General features: G+C 58.7%; 19 protein-coding genes. 13 read left to right on the forward strand and 6 right to left on the reverse strand.

The window, feature by feature from the left end:
• The first annotated feature begins 6 nt into the window (after positions 1 to 6).
• Both dhaL and dhaM read left to right on the forward strand, forming a co-directional pair.
• Positions 7 to 639 carry a dihydroxyacetone kinase subunit DhaL gene (gene dhaL, locus QZQ97_RS19020; RefSeq protein ID WP_311994714.1) on the forward strand — a complete coding sequence of 211 codons (633 nt, stop codon included), beginning with the start codon at positions 7 to 9 and terminating at the stop codon, positions 637 to 639.
• An 11-nt stretch (positions 640 to 650) separates the two neighbouring features.
• Positions 651 to 2,081, forward strand: a complete 1,431-nt coding sequence (dhaM, locus tag QZQ97_RS19025) for a dihydroxyacetone kinase phosphoryl donor subunit DhaM (protein ID WP_311994715.1) — start codon at positions 651 to 653, stop codon at positions 2,079 to 2,081.
• A 9-nt stretch (positions 2,082 to 2,090) separates the two neighbouring features.
• Here the strand turns inward: dhaM and dhaR are convergent, their stop codons facing one another.
• Together dhaR and tolC are read right to left on the reverse strand one after the other, a co-directional pair.
• Positions 2,091 to 4,040: a dihydroxyacetone kinase operon transcriptional regulator DhaR gene (gene dhaR / locus QZQ97_RS19030; protein WP_311994716.1), complete on the reverse strand. Its 1,950-nt coding sequence runs from the start codon at positions 4,038 to 4,040 to the stop codon at positions 2,091 to 2,093.
• Between the two features lie 150 nt (positions 4,041 to 4,190).
• Positions 4,191 to 5,693, reverse strand: coding sequence for an outer membrane channel protein TolC (tolC, locus tag QZQ97_RS19035; protein WP_311994717.1), 1,503 nt, complete (start codon positions 5,691 to 5,693; stop codon positions 4,191 to 4,193).
• Positions 5,694 to 5,977: 284 nt separating this feature from the next.
• On the opposite strand from tolC, the gene nudF reads away from it, so the two are divergent.
• The 6 genes from nudF (at position 5,978) to QZQ97_RS19065 (ending at position 11,429) form a co-directional block, all read left to right on the forward strand.
• Positions 5,978 to 6,613 carry an ADP-ribose diphosphatase gene (nudF, locus tag QZQ97_RS19040; RefSeq protein ID WP_311994718.1) on the forward strand — a complete coding sequence of 212 codons (636 nt, stop codon included), beginning with the start codon at positions 5,978 to 5,980 and terminating at the stop codon, positions 6,611 to 6,613.
• Positions 6,610 to 7,035, forward strand: coding sequence for a DUF1249 family protein (locus QZQ97_RS19045; protein ID WP_311994719.1), 426 nt, complete (start codon positions 6,610 to 6,612; stop codon positions 7,033 to 7,035). Before nudF ends, QZQ97_RS19045 begins: the two co-directional genes overlap by 4 nt.
• A gap of 27 nt (positions 7,036 to 7,062) precedes the next feature.
• Positions 7,063 to 7,890, forward strand: coding sequence for a 3',5'-cyclic-AMP phosphodiesterase (cpdA, locus tag QZQ97_RS19050; protein WP_311994720.1), 828 nt, complete (start codon positions 7,063 to 7,065; stop codon positions 7,888 to 7,890).
• Entirely contained in the window at positions 7,890 to 8,471 is a 582-nt protein-coding gene (gene yqiA / locus QZQ97_RS19055) for an esterase YqiA (protein WP_311994721.1), read from the forward strand. Before cpdA ends, yqiA begins: the two co-directional genes overlap by 1 nt.
• A gap of 75 nt (positions 8,472 to 8,546) precedes the next feature.
• The gene (gene parE / locus QZQ97_RS19060; RefSeq protein ID WP_006320596.1) at positions 8,547 to 10,442 is read left to right on the forward strand and encodes a DNA topoisomerase IV subunit B; all 1,896 of its coding nucleotides are present in this window, start codon (positions 8,547 to 8,549) and stop codon (positions 10,440 to 10,442) included.
• A gap of 90 nt (positions 10,443 to 10,532) precedes the next feature.
• Complete coding sequence (locus QZQ97_RS19065; protein WP_311994722.1) at positions 10,533 to 11,429, forward strand: LysR substrate-binding domain-containing protein; 897 nt, start codon at positions 10,533 to 10,535, stop codon at positions 11,427 to 11,429.
• 21 nt (positions 11,430 to 11,450) lie between these two features.
• Here the strand turns inward: QZQ97_RS19065 and QZQ97_RS19070 are convergent, their stop codons facing one another.
• Both QZQ97_RS19070 and QZQ97_RS19075 read right to left on the reverse strand, forming a co-directional pair.
• Entirely contained in the window at positions 11,451 to 11,759 is a 309-nt protein-coding gene (locus tag QZQ97_RS19070; RefSeq protein ID WP_004948272.1) for a putative quinol monooxygenase, read from the reverse strand.
• A gap of 37 nt (positions 11,760 to 11,796) precedes the next feature.
• Positions 11,797 to 12,378, reverse strand: coding sequence for an NAD(P)H-dependent oxidoreductase (locus tag QZQ97_RS19075; protein ID WP_311994724.1), 582 nt, complete (start codon positions 12,376 to 12,378; stop codon positions 11,797 to 11,799).
• Positions 12,379 to 12,708: 330 nt separating this feature from the next.
• Between QZQ97_RS19075 and parC the strand changes: the two genes are divergently transcribed.
• The 3 genes from parC (at position 12,709) to ftsP (ending at position 17,626) form a co-directional block, all read left to right on the forward strand.
• Positions 12,709 to 14,982: a DNA topoisomerase IV subunit A gene (gene parC, locus QZQ97_RS19080; RefSeq protein ID WP_212557257.1), complete on the forward strand. Its 2,274-nt coding sequence runs from the start codon at positions 12,709 to 12,711 to the stop codon at positions 14,980 to 14,982.
• Positions 14,983 to 15,340: 358 nt separating this feature from the next.
• A complete protein-coding gene (locus QZQ97_RS19085; RefSeq protein WP_311994725.1) occupies positions 15,341 to 16,078 on the forward strand; it encodes a 1-acylglycerol-3-phosphate O-acyltransferase in 738 nt (245 codons plus the stop codon).
• Positions 16,079 to 16,210: 132 nt separating this feature from the next.
• Entirely contained in the window at positions 16,211 to 17,626 is a 1,416-nt protein-coding gene (gene ftsP, locus QZQ97_RS19090) for a cell division protein FtsP (protein WP_311994726.1), read from the forward strand.
• Positions 17,627 to 17,646: 20 nt separating this feature from the next.
• Here ftsP and QZQ97_RS19095 read toward each other — a convergent pair whose 3' ends face one another.
• A complete protein-coding gene (locus QZQ97_RS19095) occupies positions 17,647 to 18,543 on the reverse strand; it encodes a LysR family transcriptional regulator (protein WP_442995317.1) in 897 nt (298 codons plus the stop codon).
• Positions 18,544 to 18,693: 150 nt separating this feature from the next.
• Between QZQ97_RS19095 and xapA the strand changes: the two genes are divergently transcribed.
• The gene (gene xapA / locus QZQ97_RS19100; RefSeq protein WP_311994727.1) at positions 18,694 to 19,515 is read left to right on the forward strand and encodes a xanthosine phosphorylase; all 822 of its coding nucleotides are present in this window, start codon (positions 18,694 to 18,696) and stop codon (positions 19,513 to 19,515) included.
• Between the two features lie 78 nt (positions 19,516 to 19,593).
• Complete coding sequence (locus QZQ97_RS19105) at positions 19,594 to 20,853, forward strand: nucleoside permease (RefSeq protein WP_311994728.1); 1,260 nt, start codon at positions 19,594 to 19,596, stop codon at positions 20,851 to 20,853.
• Positions 20,854 to 20,892: 39 nt separating this feature from the next.
• On the opposite strand, the gene QZQ97_RS19110 is transcribed toward QZQ97_RS19105, so the two are convergent.
• The gene (locus QZQ97_RS19110; RefSeq protein ID WP_311994729.1) at positions 20,893 to 21,780 is read right to left on the reverse strand and encodes a PfkB family carbohydrate kinase; all 888 of its coding nucleotides are present in this window, start codon (positions 21,778 to 21,780) and stop codon (positions 20,893 to 20,895) included.
• Positions 21,781 to 21,855 lie beyond the last annotated feature (75 nt).

Below are 21,855 nucleotides of genomic sequence, written 5' to 3' on the forward strand. Positions count from 1 at the left end.
GGATCTATGGCATTAACGAAACAACAGGTAGTGGACTGGCTGATGCGTTGCGGCGAGGTGTTTACCCAGCAGCGTGATTTTTTGACCCGGCTGGATACCGAAATTGGCGATGCCGACCATGGCCTGAACATGAACCGCGGCTTCAACAAGGTGGTGGAAAAGCTGCCGTCGGTGGCGGATAAAGACATCGGTTTTATTCTTAAAAATACCGGTATGACGCTGCTGTCGAGCGTTGGCGGTGCCAGTGGCCCGCTGTTCGGCACTTTCTTTATCCGTGCGGCACAGGCGGCCAATGCCAAGCAAAGCCTGGATCTGGCGGAACTGCATCAGATGATGCAAGAGGGCGTCGAGGGCGTGGTGATGCGCGGCAAGGCAGAGCCGGGCGATAAAACCATGTGCGACGTCTGGTGGCCGGTGGTGGAAAGCCTCGGCCAGTCGGAGCAGCAGCAGCTGAGCGTGGCAGAGGCCCTGCAGCGCGCCAGTGTACGAGCTGAGCAGGCGGTAGAGAGCACCATCACCCTGCAAGCGCGTAAAGGGCGGGCCAGCTACCTGGGTGAGCGCAGCATCGGCCACCAGGATCCGGGTGCCACCTCGGTGATGCTGATGATAAAAACGCTGGCCGAGGTCGCCGGCCACTAGCAGGAGGCGAGATGATCAATATCGTTGTAGTTTCCCACAGCGCGCAGCTGGCGCGCGGGGTTGAAGAGCTGGCGCTGCAGATGATGCGCGGCGACGGCTGCAAACTGGTGCTGGCGGCGGGCGTCGATGATGCCGAACATCCGATTGGCACCGATGCGATCAAGGTCATGGAGGCCATTGAGTCGGTGGCGGACGGTACGGGCATTGTAGTGCTGATGGATTTGGGCAGTGCGTTGCTGAGTGCCGAAACCGCGCTCGATCTGCTGGATCCGCAGTTGGCCGCCAAAGTGCGATTGTGTTCTGCACCCTTGGTTGAGGGGACGCTGGCCGCGGTGGTCGCCGCCAATTCCGGCGGCGGGCTGGAACAGGTGCTGGCAGAGGCGCAGGGCGCGCTGCTGGCCAAGCAGGCGCAGCTGGGTGAAGCCGCGCCTGCGGCAAAAAGCGTTGCATTGCCGTTGACGCAGGGAAAAAGCGTCAGCTGGACGGTGCAGAACCCGCATGGGTTACACGCCCGCCCGGCAGCGCGGCTGGCGGAAACGCTGGCGCCCTTTGAGGCCGAGCTGGTGTTGGAAAAACAGGGGCAATGCGCCAATCCGCGCAGCCTCAATCAACTGGCGTTACTGCAGGTGCATCACGGTGACACCGTTCGGTTGATTGCCGACGGCCCGCAGGCTGAGCAGGCGCTGGCGGCGTTCAGGGCACTGGCGGAACAGCACTTTGGTGAAACGGTTTCGGAGCAGCAACTGCCTTCGCTGCACGGTATCCCGGTGGCGGAAAGCGTGACCAGCGGCCCGGTGTTGCAGGCGTTCAGCTTCTGGCCGACGGTGACAGAGCGCCCGATTGGCGCGGACGACGTGCTGACCGAACAGCAGCGGTTGCGCGAGGCGTTGCAGCATACCCTGAGCGATCTCAACCGGCTGGCGGAGCGTACCGGCACATTGATTGGCAAACCGCAGGCGGCGATTTTCGGCGCGCACAGCATGCTGCTGGACGATCCGGATCTGCAACAGGCGGCCTATACGCGCATTGCTCAGCAACAATGCAGCGCCGAGCAGGCGTGGCGGCAGGAAATGGAGGCAATCATCGAGGATTATCGCGCGCTGGACGATGAGTACATGCGGGCGCGCGAACTGGACGTGCGGGACATGCTGCGCCGTACCCTGAGCCATCTGCAACAGCAGCCGCTGCTGCCGATTACGCTGACTGCACCCTCGATTCTGGTGATGGACGAACTGATGCCTTCCGACGTGGTGATGCTCGATCGTCGCCTGGTGCTCGGCATCTGCCTGAGCGGCGGCAATGCGCTGTCGCACAGCGCGATCCTGGCAAAGGCGATGGGCATTCCGATGGTGGTCGGTATGAACGACTGCCTGAGCAAAACCCGCAGCGGCCAGAAAGCGATGCTGGACGCGGCGCGTGGGGTATTGCAGCTCAGTCATTGAGCTCAGCTATCAGGCGCGTAGCTTAAATTGTCGGATATCAATCTGATATTGTTTGATTTTCCGCCACAGCGTGGTGCGGCCGATGCCCAACAGCTGCGCCATTTCATTGAGCTGCCCACGGCTGACGTTGGCAGCGCGAATGATCGCCTGGCGTTCCATTTCCGCCAGCGTCAGCAGCGGCATACCCGGCTGCGGGTCACTTTCCAGCAACGGCTGGTGGCTGAGCAAATGTGCGGGCAAGTCCGCTAACTGGAGATGGTGGCCGTGGCAAATCATCGCCGTACGCTCAACCACGCCTTTCAGCTCCAGATCGTTGCCGGGCCACAGATACAGGCCCAACTGGGCCATGACGTCGTCATCGACCCGGAATCGGCACTGGAAATGCTGTTCCAGCGCACGCAGGTGGTGCTTTACCAATAGCGGAATGTCGCTCAGCCGCTGGCGCAGCGCCGGGATCTGGATCTCGAACGCCTGCAGGCTGTAAAACAGCTGGCGGCGGAAGCGGTTCTGCTGCACCAACAGCGGCAGATTGGCAGCGCTGCCGGCAATCACCCGCACATCGACCGGGATCACCCGATTGGAATCAAGCCGCATTACCACGCCGGTTTTCAGCACCTGCAGCAGCGCAGACTGCATTTCTGCCGGCAGATACTCAATTTGCTCCAGGTACAGCGTGCCGCCGTTGGCCAGTTCAAACTTGCTGAGCTGGCCCGCTTCCTCCTCGCTGGCGTCGCTGCCCAGCAGTTCACGCAGCCCCTGCGCTTCCGGCATCAACTGACAGTTCAGCGAGATATACGGCCCGGCGGCGCGTTCGCTGGCGTTGTGGATTGCCTGGCTGAGCCGCTCCTTGCCGACCCCTTCTTCGCCGCACAGCAGGATCGGGTGCTGGCCCTTCGCCGCCTGCTGGCCGTAGCGGATCAGACGGCGCATCTCCAGGGAGGCGGAAGGCATCTGTTCAAAGCTGTGGCTGACGCGGCCCAGTTGGCTGCTGACGTACTGATGCAGCCGTTCAATCGGGTGCAGCAGGGCGATAAAGCTGCAGCGCTCGCCGTCGAAGATCGGTTTCAGGGTCAGCAGCGCGGCGATAAACTGCCGCTGGCTTTCGAAAGTGACTTCAACGTGTTGCAGCGGCTGGCGCTGGGCGATGGCCCGGTTGAGCAGGGCGGGCAGCGTCAGCAACTGCGTCAGGGGTTTGCCCTGGCTCTGCTGTTCGTCCAGCTTCAGCAGGGTGGCGGCCCGCTGGTTGATGTATTGCAGGTAGCCGCGATGATCCCAGGCCATTACCCCGTCATCCACCCCGTCAAGCAAACCGTAAAGCTGGTTCAGATGACGGTTGGACTCCGCCAACAGGCCGTCGGCGTTCAACGAGTTGCCTATCTCGCGTGCGATCGCCAGCGTCAGTGACAGATCGCCGGCGGCGCAGTCCGCCAGCAGGCAGCCCAGCGCAATCGAACCGCGTTGGCGGCCGCTGTTGTCATAAACCGGTGTGGCGCAGAATGACCAGCCGTGCAGCGCCTGCCGCACGTGTTCGCTGCCGCTTACCTGCATCGGGTGGCCTTCTGCCGCCGCCAGCGAAGGCGCGTTGGTGCCAATGTCACCCTCGGCCCAATAGGCGCCGGGGGTAAACCCCAATTGCTGCAGGCGTTCGCGCGTCAGGGCGTCACCGCACAGCCACAGCATGCAGCCGCTTTCGTCGAGGATCATCAGCAGGCAGCGGCGTGGCTCCATATATTCGCAGGCATCTTCCAGCGACGCCTGGCCAAGCGTCAGCAGATCGTTTTTACGCTGGCAGATAGAGTTGAAGGTGGCGCCGAGCGCACGGTGCGGCGCTTTCCACACGGCGGGTTGCATCAGGCTGCGGCAGCGCAACCAGGAAGCGTAGATTGCCGGCGCAGGGCGCTGTGCGGGCGGCAATGCGCCATCGGCCATCAACTGTTGCCAGCTTGAGGTGTTCTCCATGGGATCCCATCCGGACTGAGATAAGGCAATGGCGCTGATGATACCACCGCAGGGCGGGGGGCTGGCTGTGAGGCGGTGGGCAGAACCGGCTTCGAGGCAAAAAAAACGGGGCGCGGCAGATGCCGGGCCCCGCGTTCAGCAGTGCGCGAATCAGTTGCGGAATGGGTTGCCGCTGTTGCTGCGTACCGGCTGGGTGGTGGTGATCGCCGGCGCAGAAGCGCGGGTAGCGACCGGTGCCGGAGCAGCCGTTTGCGGCGCAGGTGCATTGTCGTTATAGCCGTCCGCGTATGCGTCCTGGGCGGTGGTCGGCGGTGCTACCACATCCTGCGAGGTAGAAATCGGTTTGCCCAACGCGCCGTTCAGTAACAGCAGGTCATTTTCATTCAGCGTGCCGAGTGCGAACTTGATGTTCAACTGGTTGATCAGATAGGTATAACGCGCGCTGGAGAGCTGCTGTTTGGCGTTATACAGCGTGGTGGTGGCATCCAACACGTCAACGATGGTGCGGGTACCCACCTGGTAACCGGCTTCCATCGCATCCAATGAACTCTGGGCAGAAACCACGGCCTGCTTGTAGGCATTGATGCTGCTGATCGAAGCGTTCACGTTGTTGAACGACGAACGTACGGTCTGCACTACGCTGCGGTGTGCGCTTTCCAACTTCTCACTGGCACCGACAAAGTTGTACTGCGCCTGCTGCACCTGTGAATTGGTCTGGCCGCCGCTGTACAGTGGCAGATTGAAGCTCAGCCCCACTTTGTTCTCACCGGCATCGTTGTCCGTAGAAATACTACGGGAACCGCTGTACCTGTTGTTGGACACAGCGGTTGATGCGCTGAAATCAACGGTCGGCATATAGCCGGTTTGCGCTGATTTGATCTGCTCGCGTGCCAGATCCTGGCTCAGGCGAGCGGAAAGCAGGCTCAGGTTGCGCGCTTCGGCTTCTTTCAGCAGGTTGTTCACCGCTTCCGGACGCTGAGTGCTGAAACGGTCGGTATTCAGCGAGGCCAGTTCCGGGTAGAAGGTGCCGGTCACCTGGCGCAGTTTTTCCAGCGCGTTATCCAGAGTGTTGCGGGCGGTCACTTCGGACGCCAGCACGGTGTCGTAGTTGGAACGGGCGTTCTGCACGTCGGTGATCGCTACCAGGCCCACGTTAAAGCGTTGGGTGGTTTGATCCAGCGTGCGGTAAACCGCCTGCTTTTGCGCCTGAGTATAGGACAGCGAATCGATGGCGCTCAGCACGTTGAAATAAGCAGTGGCGGTGTCGAGGATCAGCTGCTGTGACGAGGTCTGGAAGGTCACGTCGGAAATACCGGCGGTTTTTTCCTGCAGCGTCAGCGCGCGCCATTTCGACATATCGAAAACGGTTTGGGTCAGCGCTAATGAGCCACTGGTGGTGTTGCCGTTTTGGTCGCGGTTGTCACGATAACCGTAACTGCGGTTATAACCGGCGCTCAAACCCAGCTGCGGCAGTAACGGGCTGCGCGCTTCGTTGATTTTTTCGAATGCGGCGTCACGGTCAGCGGCAGTCTTGCGCAAATCCGGGTTACTTTCCCTGGCCTGTTTGTAAACCTGCAGCAGGTTCTCTGCCTGGCTCATTGCACTGAAGCCGCCCAGGCTCAGTCCGATAAGAAGGGGGAGCAGTTTCTTCATTTGCATTCCTTGTTGTGCAGCAATATTGCTATGTTAGCGCTGACGATAGACGAAATAGTTGCCGATTCTAGCAGAGTCTGTTGTTCGCATAAGGTGGCTGAATGTGCCATCTCGCGTATCTTTTGCCTTTCAGACTGCCGTGTTTACTTTGGTTCAACTGGTCGAGCACATTACAGCTGATATCATGGCTCACAATCTAGCATAAAGCTGCGGAAGATTACCCCGCCGTTTCTGTCATCAAAACTGTTTATTTTATCGGCATACTCACGCAGGAGAATTCGCTTATGAACCACTCACAGTCGTCGCCCGTTACTCTCGATAAAAACGATGTAGAAATTATTGCACGTGAGACGCTTTACCGTGGTTTTTTTTCGCTCAATCTCTATCGGTTCCGCCATCGTTTGTTCAACGGCGACATGAGCCCAGAGGTAAAACGCGAGATTTTCGAACGCGGTCACGCGGCGGTGCTGCTGCCTTATGACCCGGTGCGTGACGAGGTGGTGTTGATTGAACAACTGCGGATCGCCGCGGTCGATACCAGTAGTTCCCCCTGGCTACTGGAAATGGTGGCGGGTATGATCGAAATCGGCGAGAGCGTCGAAGACGTGTGCCGCCGTGAAGCGCAGGAAGAGGCCGGCGTCGAGGTCGGGCGCTGCAAACCGGTGCTCAGCTACCTGGCAAGCCCCGGCGGCACCAGCGAGCGGTTGTCAATCATGGTGGGCGAGGTGGACGCCACTACCGCCGAAGGCATCCATGGGCTGGAAGAAGAGCATGAAGATATCCGTGTCCACGTGGTTAGCCGTGAACAGGCTTACCGTTGGGTTGAAGAAGGCGCGATTGATAACGCCGCATCTGTGATTGCATTGCAGTGGCTGGCGTTGCACCATGAATCGTTAAGAAAAGAGTGGGCCAACCAATGAAACAGCGCTATACCCCTGATTTCCCGGAAATGATGAGATTGTGTGAAACCAACTTCGCGCAATTGCGCCGCTTGCTGCCGCGCAACGATGAAGTGGGCGAAACGGTGACTTATCAGGTGAACGGCGCCAGTTATCGTCTGACTATTGTTGAATCCACGCGCTACACCTCTTTGGTGCAGATCGAGCAGACCGTGCCGGCGGTCAGTTATTGGAGCCTGCCTGCCATGACGGTGCGGCTGTATCATGACGCGATGGTTGCCGAAGTGTGTTCCAGTCAGCAGATCTACCGCTTTAAAGCGCGTTATGATTATCCCAATAAAAAGTTGCATCAACGCGACGAAAAGCATCAAATTAACCAGTTTCTTGCTGATTGGTTGCGCTACTGTTTGGCGCATGGAGCGATGGCGGTTCCGGTTTGTTAAACAGACTGAAATAACAAAGGACACCATTTGGAAAGCCTGTTTAAACTGACCGTGGCAAGTGGGGCCAGGGTCAGGATTCTGCAAATAACAGATACCCACCTTTTTGCCGGCGAAAACGAGACCTTGCTCGGCATCAATACCTATCGCAGTTACCACGCGGTACTGGACGCCATCATGGCGCAGCAGCGCGGTTTTGATCTGGTCGTCGCCACCGGCGACCTGGCGCAGGATCATTCTCTGGCTGCTTACCGGCACTTTGCCGAAGGTATTGCGCGGCTGCCTGCGCCTTGCGTTTGGCTGCCGGGCAACCATGATTTTCAGCCGGCGATGGTCGATGCGTTGGCCGCCGCAGGCATTGCCCCCTCAAAGCAGGTGCTGCTGGGCGAGAACTGGCAGGTGTTGCTGCTGGACAGCCAGGTGTTTGGCGTGCCGCACGGCGAACTGAGCGACTACCAGCTTGAGTGGATGGAGCGCTGCCTGCAGGCCCACCCCGAGCGTTATACGTTACTGCTGCTGCATCATCATCCGCTGCCTTCCGGGTGTACCTGGCTCGATCAGCACAGCTTGCGCAACCCGCATATGCTGGGCGCGGTGCTGCTGCGCTACCCGAACGTAAACACCGTGGTGTGCGGGCATATTCACCAGGATCTGGATCTGGAATGGCAGGGCCGCCGGTTGCTGGCGTCGCCTTCCACCTGCGTGCAATTCAAGCCGCACTGCACCAATTTTACCATCGACGACGTTTCGCCCGGCTGGCGCTATCTCGATCTGCTGCCGGACGGCCGCGTCGAGACCCAGGTTTTCCGCTTGGAAAACGATGATTTTCGCCCCGACATGGATTCGGAAGGGTACTGATGTCGACGCTACTTTATTTGCACGGTTTTAACAGTTCGCCGCTCTCGGCCAAGGCAACCTCGTTCAAGACGTGGCTGGCTGACAATCACCCGGACATCGAGATGCTGGTGCCGCAATTGCCGGTTTTTCCGGCCGATGCCGCCGAGATGCTTGAAAACATGGTGATGGAACGCGCCGGGCAGACCTTGGGCGTCGTGGGCTCCTCGCTGGGCGGATACTACGCCACCTGGCTTTCACAGTGTTTTTCACTGCCGGCGGTAGTGGTTAACCCCGCTGTGAAGCCGTTTGAGCTGCTGATTGACTACCTTGGCAAAAACGAGAACCCCTACACCGGTCAACAATATGTGTTAGAGTCACGTCACGTTTACGATCTGAAAACGATGCAGATCGATCCCTTGGAGTCACCGGATTTAATCTGGTTGCTGCAACAAACGGGCGATGAAATTCTCGATTATGGGCAGGCGGTGGCCTATTACACTGCGTGCCGGCAAACGGTGGAGTCGGGTGGAAACCACGCCTTCGTCGGTTTCGAGCACTACTTCCCCCAGATTGTGGATTTTTTAGGGCTAAACGCTGTGTGAATAAGCGAGTTATACCCTGCGGCTTGAAAGACGACGGGTATAGGCACCTTCCTTTAACCACGAAAAAACTCAACGATGACTCAATCCAGCTATAACGCTGATGCCATTGAAGTACTCAGCGGTCTAGAACCAGTGCGCCGTCGTCCCGGCATGTATACCGACACGACGCGCCCAAATCACCTCGGCCAAGAGGTGATCGATAACAGCGTCGATGAAGCCCTGGCCGGCCACGCCAAGCGCATCGACGTGATTCTGCACGCCGATCAGTCACTGGAAGTGATCGACGACGGCCGCGGCATGCCGGTGGATATCCACCCTGAAGAAGGCGTCCCGGCGGTTGAATTGATCATGTGCCGTTTGCACGCGGGCGGTAAATTCTCCAATAAAAACTATCAGTTCTCCGGCGGCCTGCACGGCGTAGGGATTTCGGTGGTTAACGCCCTGTCTACGCGGGTGGAAGTCAACGTTAAGCGTGACGGCAACGTCTACAGCATCGCTTTCGAAAACGGCGACAAAGTGCAAGAACTGGCGATAACCGGCAGCTGCGGTAAACGCAATACCGGCACCAGCATCCATTTCTGGCCTGACGAGAAGTTCTTCGACAGCCCGCGCTTTTCGGTTTCGCGCCTGAGCCATCTGCTGAAAGCCAAAGCGGTGTTGTGCCCCGGCGTTGAAATTTACTTTATCGACAAGCTGAACAACACCGAGCAACGCTGGTGCTATCAGGACGGCCTGACCGATTACCTGATGGAAGCGGTCAACGGCCTGATCACCCTGCCTGAGGCGCCGTTTGTCGGCAATTTCGCCGGCGACACCGAAGCGGTGGATTGGGCGCTGTTGTGGCTGCCGGAAGGCGGCGAGTTGCTGACCGAAAGCTACGTTAACCTGATCCCGACCATGCAGGGCGGCACCCACGTTAACGGCCTGCGTCAGGGGCTGCTGGACGCCATGCGCGAGTTCTGCGAGTTCCGCAATATTCTGCCGCGCGGCGTGAAGCTGTCCGCCGAAGACATCTGGGACCGCTGCGCTTACGTACTGTCGGTGAAGATGCAGGATCCGCAGTTCGCCGGGCAGACCAAAGAACGCCTGTCGTCGCGCCAGTGCGCGGCCTTCGTTTCCGGCGTGGTGAAAGACGCCTTCAGCCTGTGGCTGAACCAGAACGTACAGGCGGCGGAACAGCTGGCCGAGCTGGCTATTTCCAGCGCCCAGCGCCGTCTGCGTGCCGCCAAGAAAGTGGTGCGCAAGAAGCTGACCAGCGGCCCGGCCCTGCCGGGTAAACTGGCTGACTGTACGTCGCAGGATCTGAACATGACCGAACTGTTCCTGGTGGAAGGGGACTCGGCGGGTGGTTCAGCCAAGCAGGCTCGCGATCGCGAGTATCAGGCAATCATGCCGCTGAAGGGCAAGATCCTGAATACCTGGGAAGTGTCTTCGGACGAAGTGTTGGCCTCGCAGGAGGTGCATGACATTTCCGTGGCGATCGGCATCGATCCGGACAGCGAAGATCTCAGCCAACTGCGTTACGGCAAAATCTGCATCCTGGCGGATGCGGACTCCGACGGCTTGCACATCGCCACGCTGCTGTGCGCGCTGTTCGTGCGCCACTTCAGCTCGCTGGTGAAGGGCGGCCACGTGTATGTGGCGATGCCGCCGCTGTATCGCATCGACCTCGGTAAAGAGGTGTTCTACGCGCTGGATGAAGAAGAGAAAGCCGGCGTGCTGGAACAGTTGAAGCGCAAAAAGGGCAAACCGAACGTTCAGCGCTTTAAAGGGCTGGGCGAGATGAACCCGCTGCAACTGCGTGAAACCACGCTCGACCCCAATACCCGTCGTCTGGTACAGCTGACGGTGAGCGATGACGATGTGGCTCAGACGCTGGCGATGATGGACATGCTGCTGGCCAAGAAACGTTCTGAAGACCGCCGTAACTGGCTGCAGGACAAAGGCGACATGGCCGAACTTTCCGTCTGATTCTGATCTCTTGTCAGGCCCGGCTTCTCCGCCGGGCCTTCTTCCCGCAGGGGCGCGGCAGGCCGCACCCGACCACTCTGGGCGGAATGCATGAAAATCACCCTCGAAGAATTGCTGGCGTTTACTTCTGTGGTCGACAGCGGCTCCATTACCTCCGCCGCCGAGCAGCTCGGCCAGACCACGTCGGGTATCAGCCGCGCGCTCAGTCGCCTGGAAAAGAAACTCGACACCACCCTGATGCGCCGCACCACGCGCCGGCTAGAGCTGACCGAAGAAGGCCAAAGCTTTCTTGGCCACGCACGCGACATTATCAGTTCGGTGGAGAACGCCGAGGAGCAGATGGCGCTGCGCAGGCTGATCCCGGCCGGCAAATTGCGGGTCAATGCCGCCGCCCCTTTTATGGAACACGTGATCGTGCCGCTGGTGGCGGGGTTTCGCCAAGCTTATCCGCAGATCGAGCTGGAGTTGAATACCGACAACCTGATCATCGATCTGCTGGAAAAGCGCACCGATATTGCCATTCGCATCGGCACATTGCGCGATTCAACCATTCATGCGCGTCTGCTGGGGGCCAGCCGTTTGCGCATTCTTGCCAGCCCGGCTTACCTTGAACGTTACGGCAACCCAAACAGCGTGGAAGCGCTGCGCGACCACTGTCTGCTCGGTTTTAGCCAACCGGAATCACTCAATCTGTGGCCGCTGCGCAACCCGCAGGCGCCGCATTTCGCCATTACGCCGACCCTCTCTGCATCCAGCGGCGAAACGCTGAGGCAACTGGCGTTACGTGGCGAAGGGATAGTGCAGTTGGCGGATTTTATGACGCGCGACGATCGGCAAAGCGGGCGGTTGGTGCAACTGCTGGAGCAGGATACGCTGGACGTGCGCCAGCCGATTAATGCGGTGTATTACCGCAATACCCAGCTGGCGGCGCGTATTACCTGTTTTCTGGACTACGTCAGTGCGCATATCGACGCGCAGACGCTGTAGGGGCCTAAGCAGCCCCCGGTATTACAGCGCGTTACCCAGCACGTGAATGGTTACGCCAACCACGCTGTCTTTGATGGTGTCGCGATGCTTGTGCATATGCGCGATATCCAGATGTTTTTCCAGGTGCGCCTGGCTTTCCCATTTTTCCAGCATGAACACCGAGTCCGGCGACAGCTTCTGCCACGGTGCCTGGGTATGGCTGTCGATCATCGGTGTATATTCGCCGCAACCCTCTTCCGCCAATACTAACGGGATCAGTTTTTCGATCGCTTTCAGCACCGTTTCACGGTGGCCCGGCTTGGTCTTGATTTCTGCAATTACGGTGATCATCACAACCTCATTGATTTATGCGCTTAAGCGGTCTTAGTTAAGCAAAAATTTCTGCCAGGTGCGCGCGATAACGTGCGATATCGCTGTCGATATCAGGTTGTTTAATCACGTCATTACAGATAAAGGTCGGCAGCGCTTCCATGCCCAGGAATTGGTTGGCTTTGTGGAAGTGCAGATAAACGCCGTCAACGCCGACGCCGTGGAAGAACTGCTGCGGATCGGTAAAGGCCTCCAGCGGCGCGTTCCAGGTCAGGCTCAGCAGGTATTTCTTGCCCTGAATCAGGCCGCCGGAACCGTATTTCTTGCCGGCGTCCGAGCGGGTGCGACCGTCGCTGGCGTACAGGCTGCCGTGCCCGGCGGTGAACACTTCATCAATGTATTTTTTCAGGATCCAGGGTTCGCCCATCCACCAGCCCGGCATCTGATAAATCACTACGTCGGCCCACAGGTATTTCTGCACTTCGGCTTCGATGTCATAACCGTCGTCAACCACGGTCACCTGCACATCGTGTTTCACGTCGCGCAGGTAGCTTTCCGCCACGTCGCTCAGCGTTTGGTTGAGTTCGCCATTAGAATGACCGAATTGCTTTTTGGCGTTAATAATCAGGATATTGCTCATTTTTCGCGGCTCCTGTCAGAGTTGGAATAGGGGGGGCTTTCCGCGCTTTGGCGCAGAAAACATTTCGCTGACGGGGAGTGTAATCGTTAGCAATGCCAGTAAAAATGGGATCCAGCGCACAACAGTGTTGACTCTCAGTCAACAAACCTGCCGGAAGATAATGTATTTTTGCATAAAATCGGCAATTGAATCGGCTTCACAAGGGGATTGCTGCGCCAACTGTGACAGCTACCCTGCTGATGGGTTACTATCGCCGACAGAATCGACAAGCTATACCCTTTGCTTTGTCGTCCAGGGATTGCCAAGCCACGGTCTGAGGATAATTGAGTAATGAGTGATCTGACTCATGACGGTGTAGAGCGTTTACCGCTGCACACATTCACTGAAAACGCCTATCTGAACTATTCCATGTACGTCATCATGGATCGGGCGTTGCCGTACATTGGCGACGGTCTAAAACCGGTACAACGCCGCATTGTCTACGCCATGTCCGAACTGGGGCTGAACAACAGCGCCAAATTCAAAAAATCCGCCCGTACCGTGGGTGACGTGCTGGGTAAGTACCATCCGCACGGCGACAGCGCCTGCTATGAAGCGATGGTGCTGATGGCGCAGCCGTTCTCTTATCGCTATCCGCTGGTAGACGGCCAGGGGAACTGGGGGGCACCGGACGATCCGAAATCCTTCGCGGCGATGCGTTATACCGAATCCCGCCTGTCCAAATATGCAGAAGTGCTGCTGGCCGAATTGGGCCAGGGCACCGTTGACTGGGTGCCGAACTTTGACGGCACCATGCAGGAGCCGAAGATGTTGCCGGCGCGCTTGCCCAACATCCTGCTCAATGGCACCACCGGCATTGCCGTCGGCATGGCGACCGACATCCCGCCGCACAACGTGCGCGAAGTGGCTGCCGCCGTGGTGGCGCTGATCGACAAACCCGGCGCAGGGCTTGAGGAGTTGCTCGAGTTCGTGCAGGGCCCGGACTTCCCGACCGAAGCCGAAATCATTACGCCGCGCGATGAAATCCGTAAAATTTACCAAAACGGCCGCGGTTCGGTGCGCATGCGCGCCGTATGGAAAAAAGAAGACGGCAGTGCGGTGATCACCGCTTTGCCGCACCAGGTTTCCGGCGCCAAGGTGCTGGAGCAGATCGCCAGCCAGATGCGTGCCAAAAAGCTGCCGATGGTGGAAGATCTGCGCGACGAATCCGATCACGAGAACCCGACGCGGCTGGTGATTGTACCGCGCTCCAACCGTATCGATCTGGATCAGGTGATGAACCATCTGTTCGCCACCACCGATCTGGAACGCAGCTACCGCATCAATATGAACATGATCGGTCTGGATAACCGCCCGCAGGTCAAAGGGCTGGTTGAAATCCTTACCGAATGGCTGGCATTCCGCCGCGACACGGTGCGCCGCCGCCTGAATTACCGTCTGGAAAAAGTGCTGAAACGGCTGCATATCCTGGAAGGTTTGCTGGTGGCGTTCCTCAATATTGATGAAGTGATCCACATCATCCGCAGCGAGGATGAACCCAAGCCGGTGCTGATGCAGCGTTTCGGCATTTCCGACACCCAGGCGGAAGCGATCCTCGAGCTGAAATTGCGCCATTTGGCGAAGCTGGAAGAGTTCAAGATCCGCGGCGAGCAGGATGAACTGGCCAAAGAACGCGATCACCTGCAGGCATTGCTGGCTTCTGAACGCAAGCTGAACACCCTGATCAAAAAAGAGATCCAGGCCGATGCGCAGGCCTATGGCGACGATCGCCGCTCACCGATTACCGAGCGTGCGGAAGCCAAGGCAATGAGCGAGCACGATTTTGTGCCGTCTGAGCCGGTGACCATCGTACTGTCGGAAATGGGCTGGGTACGTAGCGCCAAGGGCCACGATATCGATCCAAGCGGCCTGAGCTACAAAGCCGGCGACAGCTATCGCAGCGCGGCGCGCGGCAAAACCAACCAGCCGGTGGTGTTTATCGACTCCACCGGGCGCAGCTATGCGCTCGATCCGTTGACGCTGCCTTCGGCGCGCGGGCAGGGCGAGCCGTTAACCGGCAAGCTGACGCCACCGCCGGGCGCGACCATTGAGCAAGTGCTGATGGCGGCGGACGATCAGAAACTGTTGATGGCCTCTGACGCCGGTTACGGTTTCGTCTGTACCTTCAACGATCTGGTGGCGCGCAACCGTGCCGGCAAGGCGATGATCACCCTGCCGGACAACGCCAAAGCGCTGGCGCCGATGGAAATCCACGGCGACGACGATATGCTGCTGTCGATCACCGCCGCCGGACGCATGTTGCTGTTCCCGGTTGCCGATTTGCCGCAGCTGTCGAAGGGCAAGGGCAACAAGATTGTGTCCATCCCGGCGGCGCAGGCCGCTTCCGGTGAAGACAAGCTGGCATGGCTGTTCGTGTTGCCGCCGCAAACCTCCGTGACCTTGCATGTGGGTAAACGCAAGCTGACGCTGCGTCCGGAAGATTTGCAGAAATTCCGTGCGGAGCGTGGCCGCAAAGGTACCTCATTGCCGCGTGGCCTGCAGCGAATCGATCGCGTAGAGGTCGATGCGCCGGCGCGTGCGCCAGCGGGCGACAGCGAAGAGTAAGCCTGACGGCATAACAAACGGGCGCAGCATGCTGCGCCCGCTTTATTTCCCGCCACCGGCAATTATTTTCAAATAGTTAACATTTCCCTGCATAAAATTATTGTGCGTATCGTCGGCTGGCGGGAAAATAGAAAAAAATGCAGGGCAGGTTTTCGGACTCTGCACTCAAAGAATGAGTTTACCCAAAATAATTGGAGTTGCATCAAGGCGGCAAGGCCGTAAATCCCCAGGAGCTTAGTAAACTAAGTGATTGGGGGGCGCGGACGCAGCCAACACAGAGGCAGCTTCAAGTATGAAGGGGATAAAGGGATCTGCGTGGCGCTTCAGGCTGCGTCGGCAGTGTGCTAATGAGGTTGTTATGTTATTAATTTTACGTGCCGTGCTCGCCACACTATATTGTCTTTTGGTGTGCATTTTCGGTTCTATTTATTGTTTGTTACTCCGTCCCCGCGATCCCCGCCATGTGGCGACGTTCGGCCACCTGTTTGGCCGCCTGTCCGGGTTATTCGGGCTGAAAGTAGAAGTCCGCGTACCGGCCGATGCGGCCAAAAACGGCAACTGCATTTATATCGCCAATCACCAGAATAATTACGATATGGTGACGGCCGCCAAAGCCGTGCAGCCGCGAACCGTGACCGTCGGTAAAAAAAGCCTGTTGTGGGTTCCTTTTTTTGGCCCGCTGTATTGGCTGACCGGTAATCTGCTGATTGATCGGGATAACCGCGCCAAAGCGCACGGCACCATTGCCCAGGTAGCCGAACAGTTCAAGAAGAGAGACATTTCGATCTGGATGTTTCCTGAAGGCACCCGCAGCCGCGGGCGCGGGTTGATGCCGTTTAAAACCGGCGCATTCCACGCGGCAATCGCCGCAGGGGTGCCGATTGTGCCGATCTGCGTTTCTACCACCACCGGTAAAATTAATCTTAACCGTTGGAATAATGGCCATGCGATCGTAGAAATACTGGAGCCGATCGACATCAGCAATTACGGCAGAGAAAATGTGCGTGAGTTGGCGGCCCATTGCCATGAGCTGATGCTGGCGAAAATCGCCGAGCTGGACGAAGAAGTCGCCCAGCGCAATGCGGCCGGAAAATAATATTCCAACCGGCTTCAAAGAATGAATTTTTAAACGGCGCGTGATGCCGTTAACGCCTGGGCTCCTGCTAATCTGATTAACAGGGGCCCGGTCTTTGCCCAGAGTTTAGTCATTGCTTTTCATGGAGAAAATATGTCACTCAGTCGACGTCAGTTTATTCAGGCATCGGGCTTGGCGCTGTGCGCGGGAGCCGTGCCGCTGAGGGCTGAGGCGAGCGGAACGCAGACGCCATTACCCATTCCTCCTTTGCTGGAATCCCGCCGCGGTCAGCCGCTGTTTTTAACCTTGCAGCGTGCCCACTGGGCGTTTATGGATAACCGCAAGGCATCGGTGTGGGGCATTAACGGCATGTATCTTGGGCCGACTGTGCGGGTTTATAACGGGGACGACGTCAAGCTGATCTACAGCAACCGTCTGCCGGAGCCGGTGGCGATGACCATCAGCGGCCTGCAGGTGCCCGGCACCTTAATGGGCGGCGCGCCGCGCATGATGTCACCTAACGTTGACTGGTCGCCGGTGTTGCCTATTCGCCAGAGCGCGGCCACCTGCTGGTATCACGCCAGCACGCCGAACCGTATGGCGCCGCACGTTTACAATGGTCTGACCGGGCTATGGCTGGTCGAGGATGAGGTCAGCAAAGCCCTGCCGTTACCGAACCATTACGGCGTTGACGACTTCCCGCTGATCATTCAGGACAAGCGGTTGGATAACTTCGGTACGCCGGAATACGATCCGCCGTCGCAGGGCGGTTTTGTCGGTGATACGTTGCTGGTCAACGGCGTGCAAAATCCTTACGTCGAAGTTTCACGCGGCTGGGTACGTCTGCGCCTGCTCAATGCCTCCAACTCTCGCCGCTACATGCTGCAGTTGAGCGACGGTCGGCCGTTCAACGTTGTTGCCAGCGATCAGGGCTTCCTGCCTGCGCCGGTGGCGGTGCAGCAACTTTCGCTGGCGCCGGGCGAACGCCGCGAAGTGCTGATCGATATGTCGAAAGGCGATGAGGTGACCATCACCGCCGGTGAGGCGGCGGGCATGATGGATCGCCTGCGTGGCCTGTTTGAACCTTCGAGCATTCTGGTCTCCACACAGGTGCTGACGCTGCGGCCTACCGGCCTGTTGCCGTTGGTGACCGATAACTTGCCGATGCGCCTGTTGGCGGATCAACTGTTGGACGGCAGCGCCAGTCGCACCCGCGAATTCCGTCTGGGCGACAGCCAGCCTGGGATCAACGGCGCTATCTGGGACATGAACCGCATCGATGTGCAAACGCAGCAGGGTACCTGGGAGCGCTGGAACATTCACGCGGATACGCCGCAGGCGTTCCATATTCAGGGCGTGCAATTCCTGGTGAAACGCGTCAATGGCGCACAACCAATGGCGGAAGATCGCGGTTGGAAGGACACCGTATGGGTCGACGGCGACGTCGAGCTGCTGGTTTACTTCAATCAGTCCACTTCGGAACACTTCCCGTTCCTGTTCTACAGCCAGACGCTGGAGATGGCGGATCGCGGTACCGCCGGCCAGTTTATGGTACAGCCGGCACCTTAAGCCGGCTCTGTGCGGCGCCGTCAGGGGGCCGCACGCAGCATTTCCAGAAACGCCCGTACTACCGGTGTGGCGCTTTCGGCATGATAAATGGCGTACAAATCCGCTGAGGGTGCCTGTTGCAGCGGGCAAAACCGCACGCCGGGCCACGGAATGCGCCCGTAGCTGTCCGGCAGCAGCGTGATGCCATAACCTTCGGCCACCAGCGCCATCAGCGTTTGCGGTTCATTGACCTGATAGGCGATGTCCGGTTTGAATCCCTGTTGCAGGCACAGATTGTGCAGATATAGCCCCAGACTGGCCTCGTGCGGCGGCAGGACCATGAATTTGTCATGCTGCAGCGCCGCGAGCGGCAGGCTTTCCGCCTGTGCCAGCGGGTGATCGAGTGGCAGCACTACCGCAATGTTCTCCCGCGCCAGCAGCTGGCAGGCCAACCCCGGCAATGCCTGTTCCCTGGCCTCCCGCCAGACGCCAATATCGATATGACGCTTTTGCAGCGCGGTGATCTGCTGGCTGGGCGTCAGCTCATTCAGTGTCCAGGTCACGTTGGCGGTTTGCCCGGTAAAGCGCTTCAATGCCGGGATCAACCCGCCCCATACCGAGGTGCCGACGATACCGACCACCATATGACCGGCCTCGCCACGGCCCAATTGCTGTACCTGATTCAGCGCATGGCCGGCCTGATCCAACAACATCTCGACGTTGCGAAACAGCGTGCGGCCGGCCAGCGTCAGCGACATCGAACGGGTGGTGCGCTTGAATAGCGCCACGCCGAGTTGGCTCTCCAGTTCTTTAATGTGCTTGCTGAGCGGCGGCTGCGAAATATTCAGCCTCAGCGCGGCTTGGGTGAAGTTCATTTCCTCCGCCACAACGCGGAAATAGTGCAGCAGGCGGAAGTTAATCCGGCTGGGGTCCGGCAGTTGCCGGGGCGATTTTATGCTGATGATGGCCTCCTGGTGCTACCAATTTATAGGTAAACGGAATAAATCGGCTGCCAATAATGTATTGGTCGCCGCCGCGCATCGCTCTCTACTATGGGGATAGTTTCACCCTCCACAGAAGAGAATACTATGTTTAATCAAGAAGATGCTTTTTCCTGTGCCGAAGCGATCCGCCGACGCCTGCCAGGCTTCCAGCCGCGCGCCGCGCTGATATTGGGCTCCGGGTTGGGCGCGTTGGCGGAGGTGATGACCGACACCCTGACCATCGATTACGCGGAGTTGCCCGGTTTTCCGGTCAGCGGCGTTGCGGGCCACGCCGGGCAACTGGTCGCCGGCTGGCTGGAAGGCGTGCCGGTACTGTGCATGAAAGGCCGCGGGCACTACTACGAAGGGCGCGGCATGCAGGTGATGACTACCGCAGTGCGCACGTTCAAATTGCTGGGCTGCGAATTCTTGCTGGCGACCAACGCTGCGGGTTCGCTGCGCCAGTCGGTACCACCGGGCAGCCTGGTGGCGCTTACCGATCACATCAACTTTATGCCTGAATCACCGCTGGTTGGCGACAACGACGAGCGTTTTGGTCCGCGCTTCTTCAGCCTGGCCAACGCCTATGACCGCGGACTGCGCGGCCAACTGGCGCAGGTAGCCGAGCGTGCGGGCATTCCGCTGGCCGAAGGGGTATTTGCCGCCTACACCGGGCCTAACTTCGAAACCCCGGCGGAAATTCGCATGATGCAGACGCTGGGGTGCGACGTTGTCGGCATGTCGATCGTGCCGGAAGTGCTCTCGGCTCGCCACTGTGGCCTGAAGGTGCTGGTGGTGTCGGCAATGACCAACTACGCCGAAGGGCTGTCCGATACGCCGCTTTCCCATGAACAAACCCTGAGCTGCGCCGCGCTGGCGGCCGACGATTTTATGCGTCTGATCCGTGAGTTCTTCAAAACGCTTTAATGCTGTAAACCCCGCGGCAGGGTGCAGGGACCCTGTCGTGCGAATCATCGTTTCAATCAAAATAATAAGGTGATGGTGATGGCAATAAAAACGCGACTGAAGGTAATGGTTTTTCTGCAGTTTTTTATTTGGGGCGCCTGGCTGGTTACGCTGGGATCTTACATGATTAACACCTTGCATTTCAGCGGGATGCAGGTGGGCATGGTGTACAGCGCCAAGGGCATCGCGGCGCTGATCATGCCGGGGCTGGCGGGCATCGTTGCCGATCGCTGGGTCAAGGCCAACCATCTGTATGCGCTGTGCCATCTGTTCGGCGCGGTCGCGCTGTACTGTGCCGCCCAGGTTGAGCAGCCGATGGTGATGTTCTGGGTCATGTTGTTCAATGCCATGATGTATATGCCGACCATTTCGCTGTCCAACGCCATTGCCTATTTTTGCCTGGAGAAGCACGGTTACGATACGGTGAAGGATTTCCCGCCGGTGCGGGTGTACGGCACCCTGGGTTTTATTGTGGCGATGTGGCTGATCGGCTTTAGCAAAATTGAACTCAGCAATATGCAATTGTATTTGGCCTCCGGGGTGTCGCTGCTGTTGGCCGGCTATTCGCTGACGCTGCCGAACTGCCCGACCAGCAAAGTGGAAAAATCAAAAAGCGGGTTCAACGTACTGGGGCTGGACGCGCTGGTCTTATTCCGTCAACGGCGCATGGCGCTGTTTTTCCTGTTTGCCATGCTGTTGGGCGCTGCGTTGCAAGTGACCAATACCTTCGGCAACCCGTTCCTGCACGATTTTGCGCAAAACCCGTTGTATCAGGACAGCTTCAGCGTCAGATACCCGGCGGTGCTGTTGTCGTTGTCGCAAATTTCCGAGGTGTTTTTCATCCTCACCATTCCGTTTTTCCTGCGCAGATACGGCATTAAGCAGGTGATGTTGATCAGCATGGCGGCCTGGACGCTGCGCTTCCTGTTCCTGGCCTACGGTACCCCGGCCGGTTTTGGCTTCGTGCTGCTGCTGCTTTCGATGATCGTCTACGGCTGTGCCTTTGATTTCTTCAATATTTCCGGCGCGATCTTTGTTGAGAAAGAGGCTGACCACCGCATCCGCGCCAGCGCGCAGGGGCTGTTCATGACAATGGTGAATGGGCTGGGTGCTTATCTGGGGGCCATCGCCAGTGGCGAGGTGGTGGATTTCTTTACCCGCAACGGCGTAAAAGACTGGCAGAGCATCTGGCTGGTTTTCGCGTTGTATACGCTGGTGCTGGGCGTGGTCTTCGCACTGACCTTCCATTATCAGCACCGGCCGGAGGAGCACGCCGGGCCCGTTGAGCGCGCTCATTAGCGCTGGGGGAGATGGGCGCAGTAGCGCGCCCATTGCATTTTAGTTGTCGGGAAAGCGTTGTTGCAGCTGTTGCCAGCCTGGTGCGCCTGCTGCACCCTGGCTTGCCACTACGCAGGCAGCCACGCGGTTAGCCAGGCTGACCGCCTGCGGCAGCGGCCAGCCGGCGGAGACACCGGCCAGCAGACCGGCGCAGTGGGCGTCGCCGGCACCGAGAGTATCCACCACCTGGACCCGGTATTCGGCAAGGTTAAGCGGCGGGTTACGGCCATCGCAAAGCCATGCGCCTTCATCTTCCAGCCGGCATATCAGCGTAATATTGTGTGCCGCGGCAAAACGCTGTGTGGCGGTGACCGCGTCGCCTTCACCGCACAGCGTTGCCGTTTCGCTGCGGTTAAGCGTCAGTACCGTGTCGCTGTCGCTGAGCATGGCGAAGAAATCCGCATCCAGCAGGCCAACGCGCGGGCCGGGATCGATCAGGCGCCATTGATCGAACGGCAACCGTGTCAGCCAGTCGCGCAGCGCTTCGCCGCTCTCACCCGTCAGTTCGTCGCCATGGATGTAGATCAGCGTTTCAGGCGTCATCGGCAGCATGGCGAGCTGGGCCTTGTTCCACTGCGTTTCGCAGCCCGGTACCTTGACAAGGGTGCGTTTGCCGCAGGGTTCCAGTTGCGTCAGGCGGTGGCCGTTATCCTTCTGGCCGTGGCGCAGCAGCACCGGCAGGCCGAGCGCGTTCATGGCCGCTTCAATCATCACGCCCCATTCGCCATTGCCCACCGGCATGCCATTGACCACCGGCACCTGCAGGCGGCTCAGCGCGCGCGCTACATTAAATGCACTGCCGCCAATCTGCCGCTGTTGTCCCAGATCGACTTCACCGATCGCGCTGCCCAGCACCAAAACCGGTTTTACTGCTAAAAAATCACTCATTAATGTTCTCCGCCGCCGGCCGCCGGGCCGGACAGAATAGGCTATGATGACGTCGCAAACGCCCGGAGTCGAGGG

The organism is Serratia sp. root2, assembly GCF_031931805.1.
Taxonomy (GTDB): Bacteria; Pseudomonadota; Gammaproteobacteria; order Enterobacterales; family Enterobacteriaceae; genus Serratia; species Serratia inhibens.

Bases quoted from the DNA above. Each gene is read 5' to 3' on its own strand.
- dhaL (WP_311994714.1), top strand. From the start codon at position 7: ATGGCATTAACGAAACAACAGGTAGTGGACTGGCTGATGCGTTGCGGC.
- dhaM (WP_311994715.1), top strand. From the start codon at position 651: ATGATCAATATCGTTGTAGTTTCCCACAGCGCGCAGCTGGCGCGCGGG.
- dhaR (WP_311994716.1), bottom strand. From the start codon at position 4,040: ATGGAGAACACCTCAAGCTGGCAACAGTTGATGGCCGATGGCGCATTG.
- tolC (WP_311994717.1), bottom strand. From the start codon at position 5,693: ATGAAGAAACTGCTCCCCCTTCTTATCGGACTGAGCCTGGGCGGCTTC.
- nudF (WP_311994718.1), top strand. From the start codon at position 5,978: ATGAACCACTCACAGTCGTCGCCCGTTACTCTCGATAAAAACGATGTA.
- QZQ97_RS19045 (WP_311994719.1), top strand. From the start codon at position 6,610: ATGAAACAGCGCTATACCCCTGATTTCCCGGAAATGATGAGATTGTGT.
- yqiA (WP_311994721.1), top strand. From the start codon at position 7,890: ATGTCGACGCTACTTTATTTGCACGGTTTTAACAGTTCGCCGCTCTCG.
- parE (WP_006320596.1), top strand. From the start codon at position 8,547: ATGACTCAATCCAGCTATAACGCTGATGCCATTGAAGTACTCAGCGGT.
- QZQ97_RS19065 (WP_311994722.1), top strand. From the start codon at position 10,533: ATGAAAATCACCCTCGAAGAATTGCTGGCGTTTACTTCTGTGGTCGAC.
- QZQ97_RS19070 (WP_004948272.1), bottom strand. From the start codon at position 11,759: ATGATCACCGTAATTGCAGAAATCAAGACCAAGCCGGGCCACCGTGAA.
- QZQ97_RS19075 (WP_311994724.1), bottom strand. From the start codon at position 12,378: ATGAGCAATATCCTGATTATTAACGCCAAAAAGCAATTCGGTCATTCT.
- parC (WP_212557257.1), top strand. From the start codon at position 12,709: ATGAGTGATCTGACTCATGACGGTGTAGAGCGTTTACCGCTGCACACA.
- QZQ97_RS19085 (WP_311994725.1), top strand. From the start codon at position 15,341: ATGTTATTAATTTTACGTGCCGTGCTCGCCACACTATATTGTCTTTTG.
- ftsP (WP_311994726.1), top strand. From the start codon at position 16,211: ATGTCACTCAGTCGACGTCAGTTTATTCAGGCATCGGGCTTGGCGCTG.
- xapA (WP_311994727.1), top strand. From the start codon at position 18,694: ATGTTTAATCAAGAAGATGCTTTTTCCTGTGCCGAAGCGATCCGCCGA.
- QZQ97_RS19105 (WP_311994728.1), top strand. From the start codon at position 19,594: ATGGCAATAAAAACGCGACTGAAGGTAATGGTTTTTCTGCAGTTTTTT.
- QZQ97_RS19110 (WP_311994729.1), bottom strand. From the start codon at position 21,780: ATGAGTGATTTTTTAGCAGTAAAACCGGTTTTGGTGCTGGGCAGCGCG.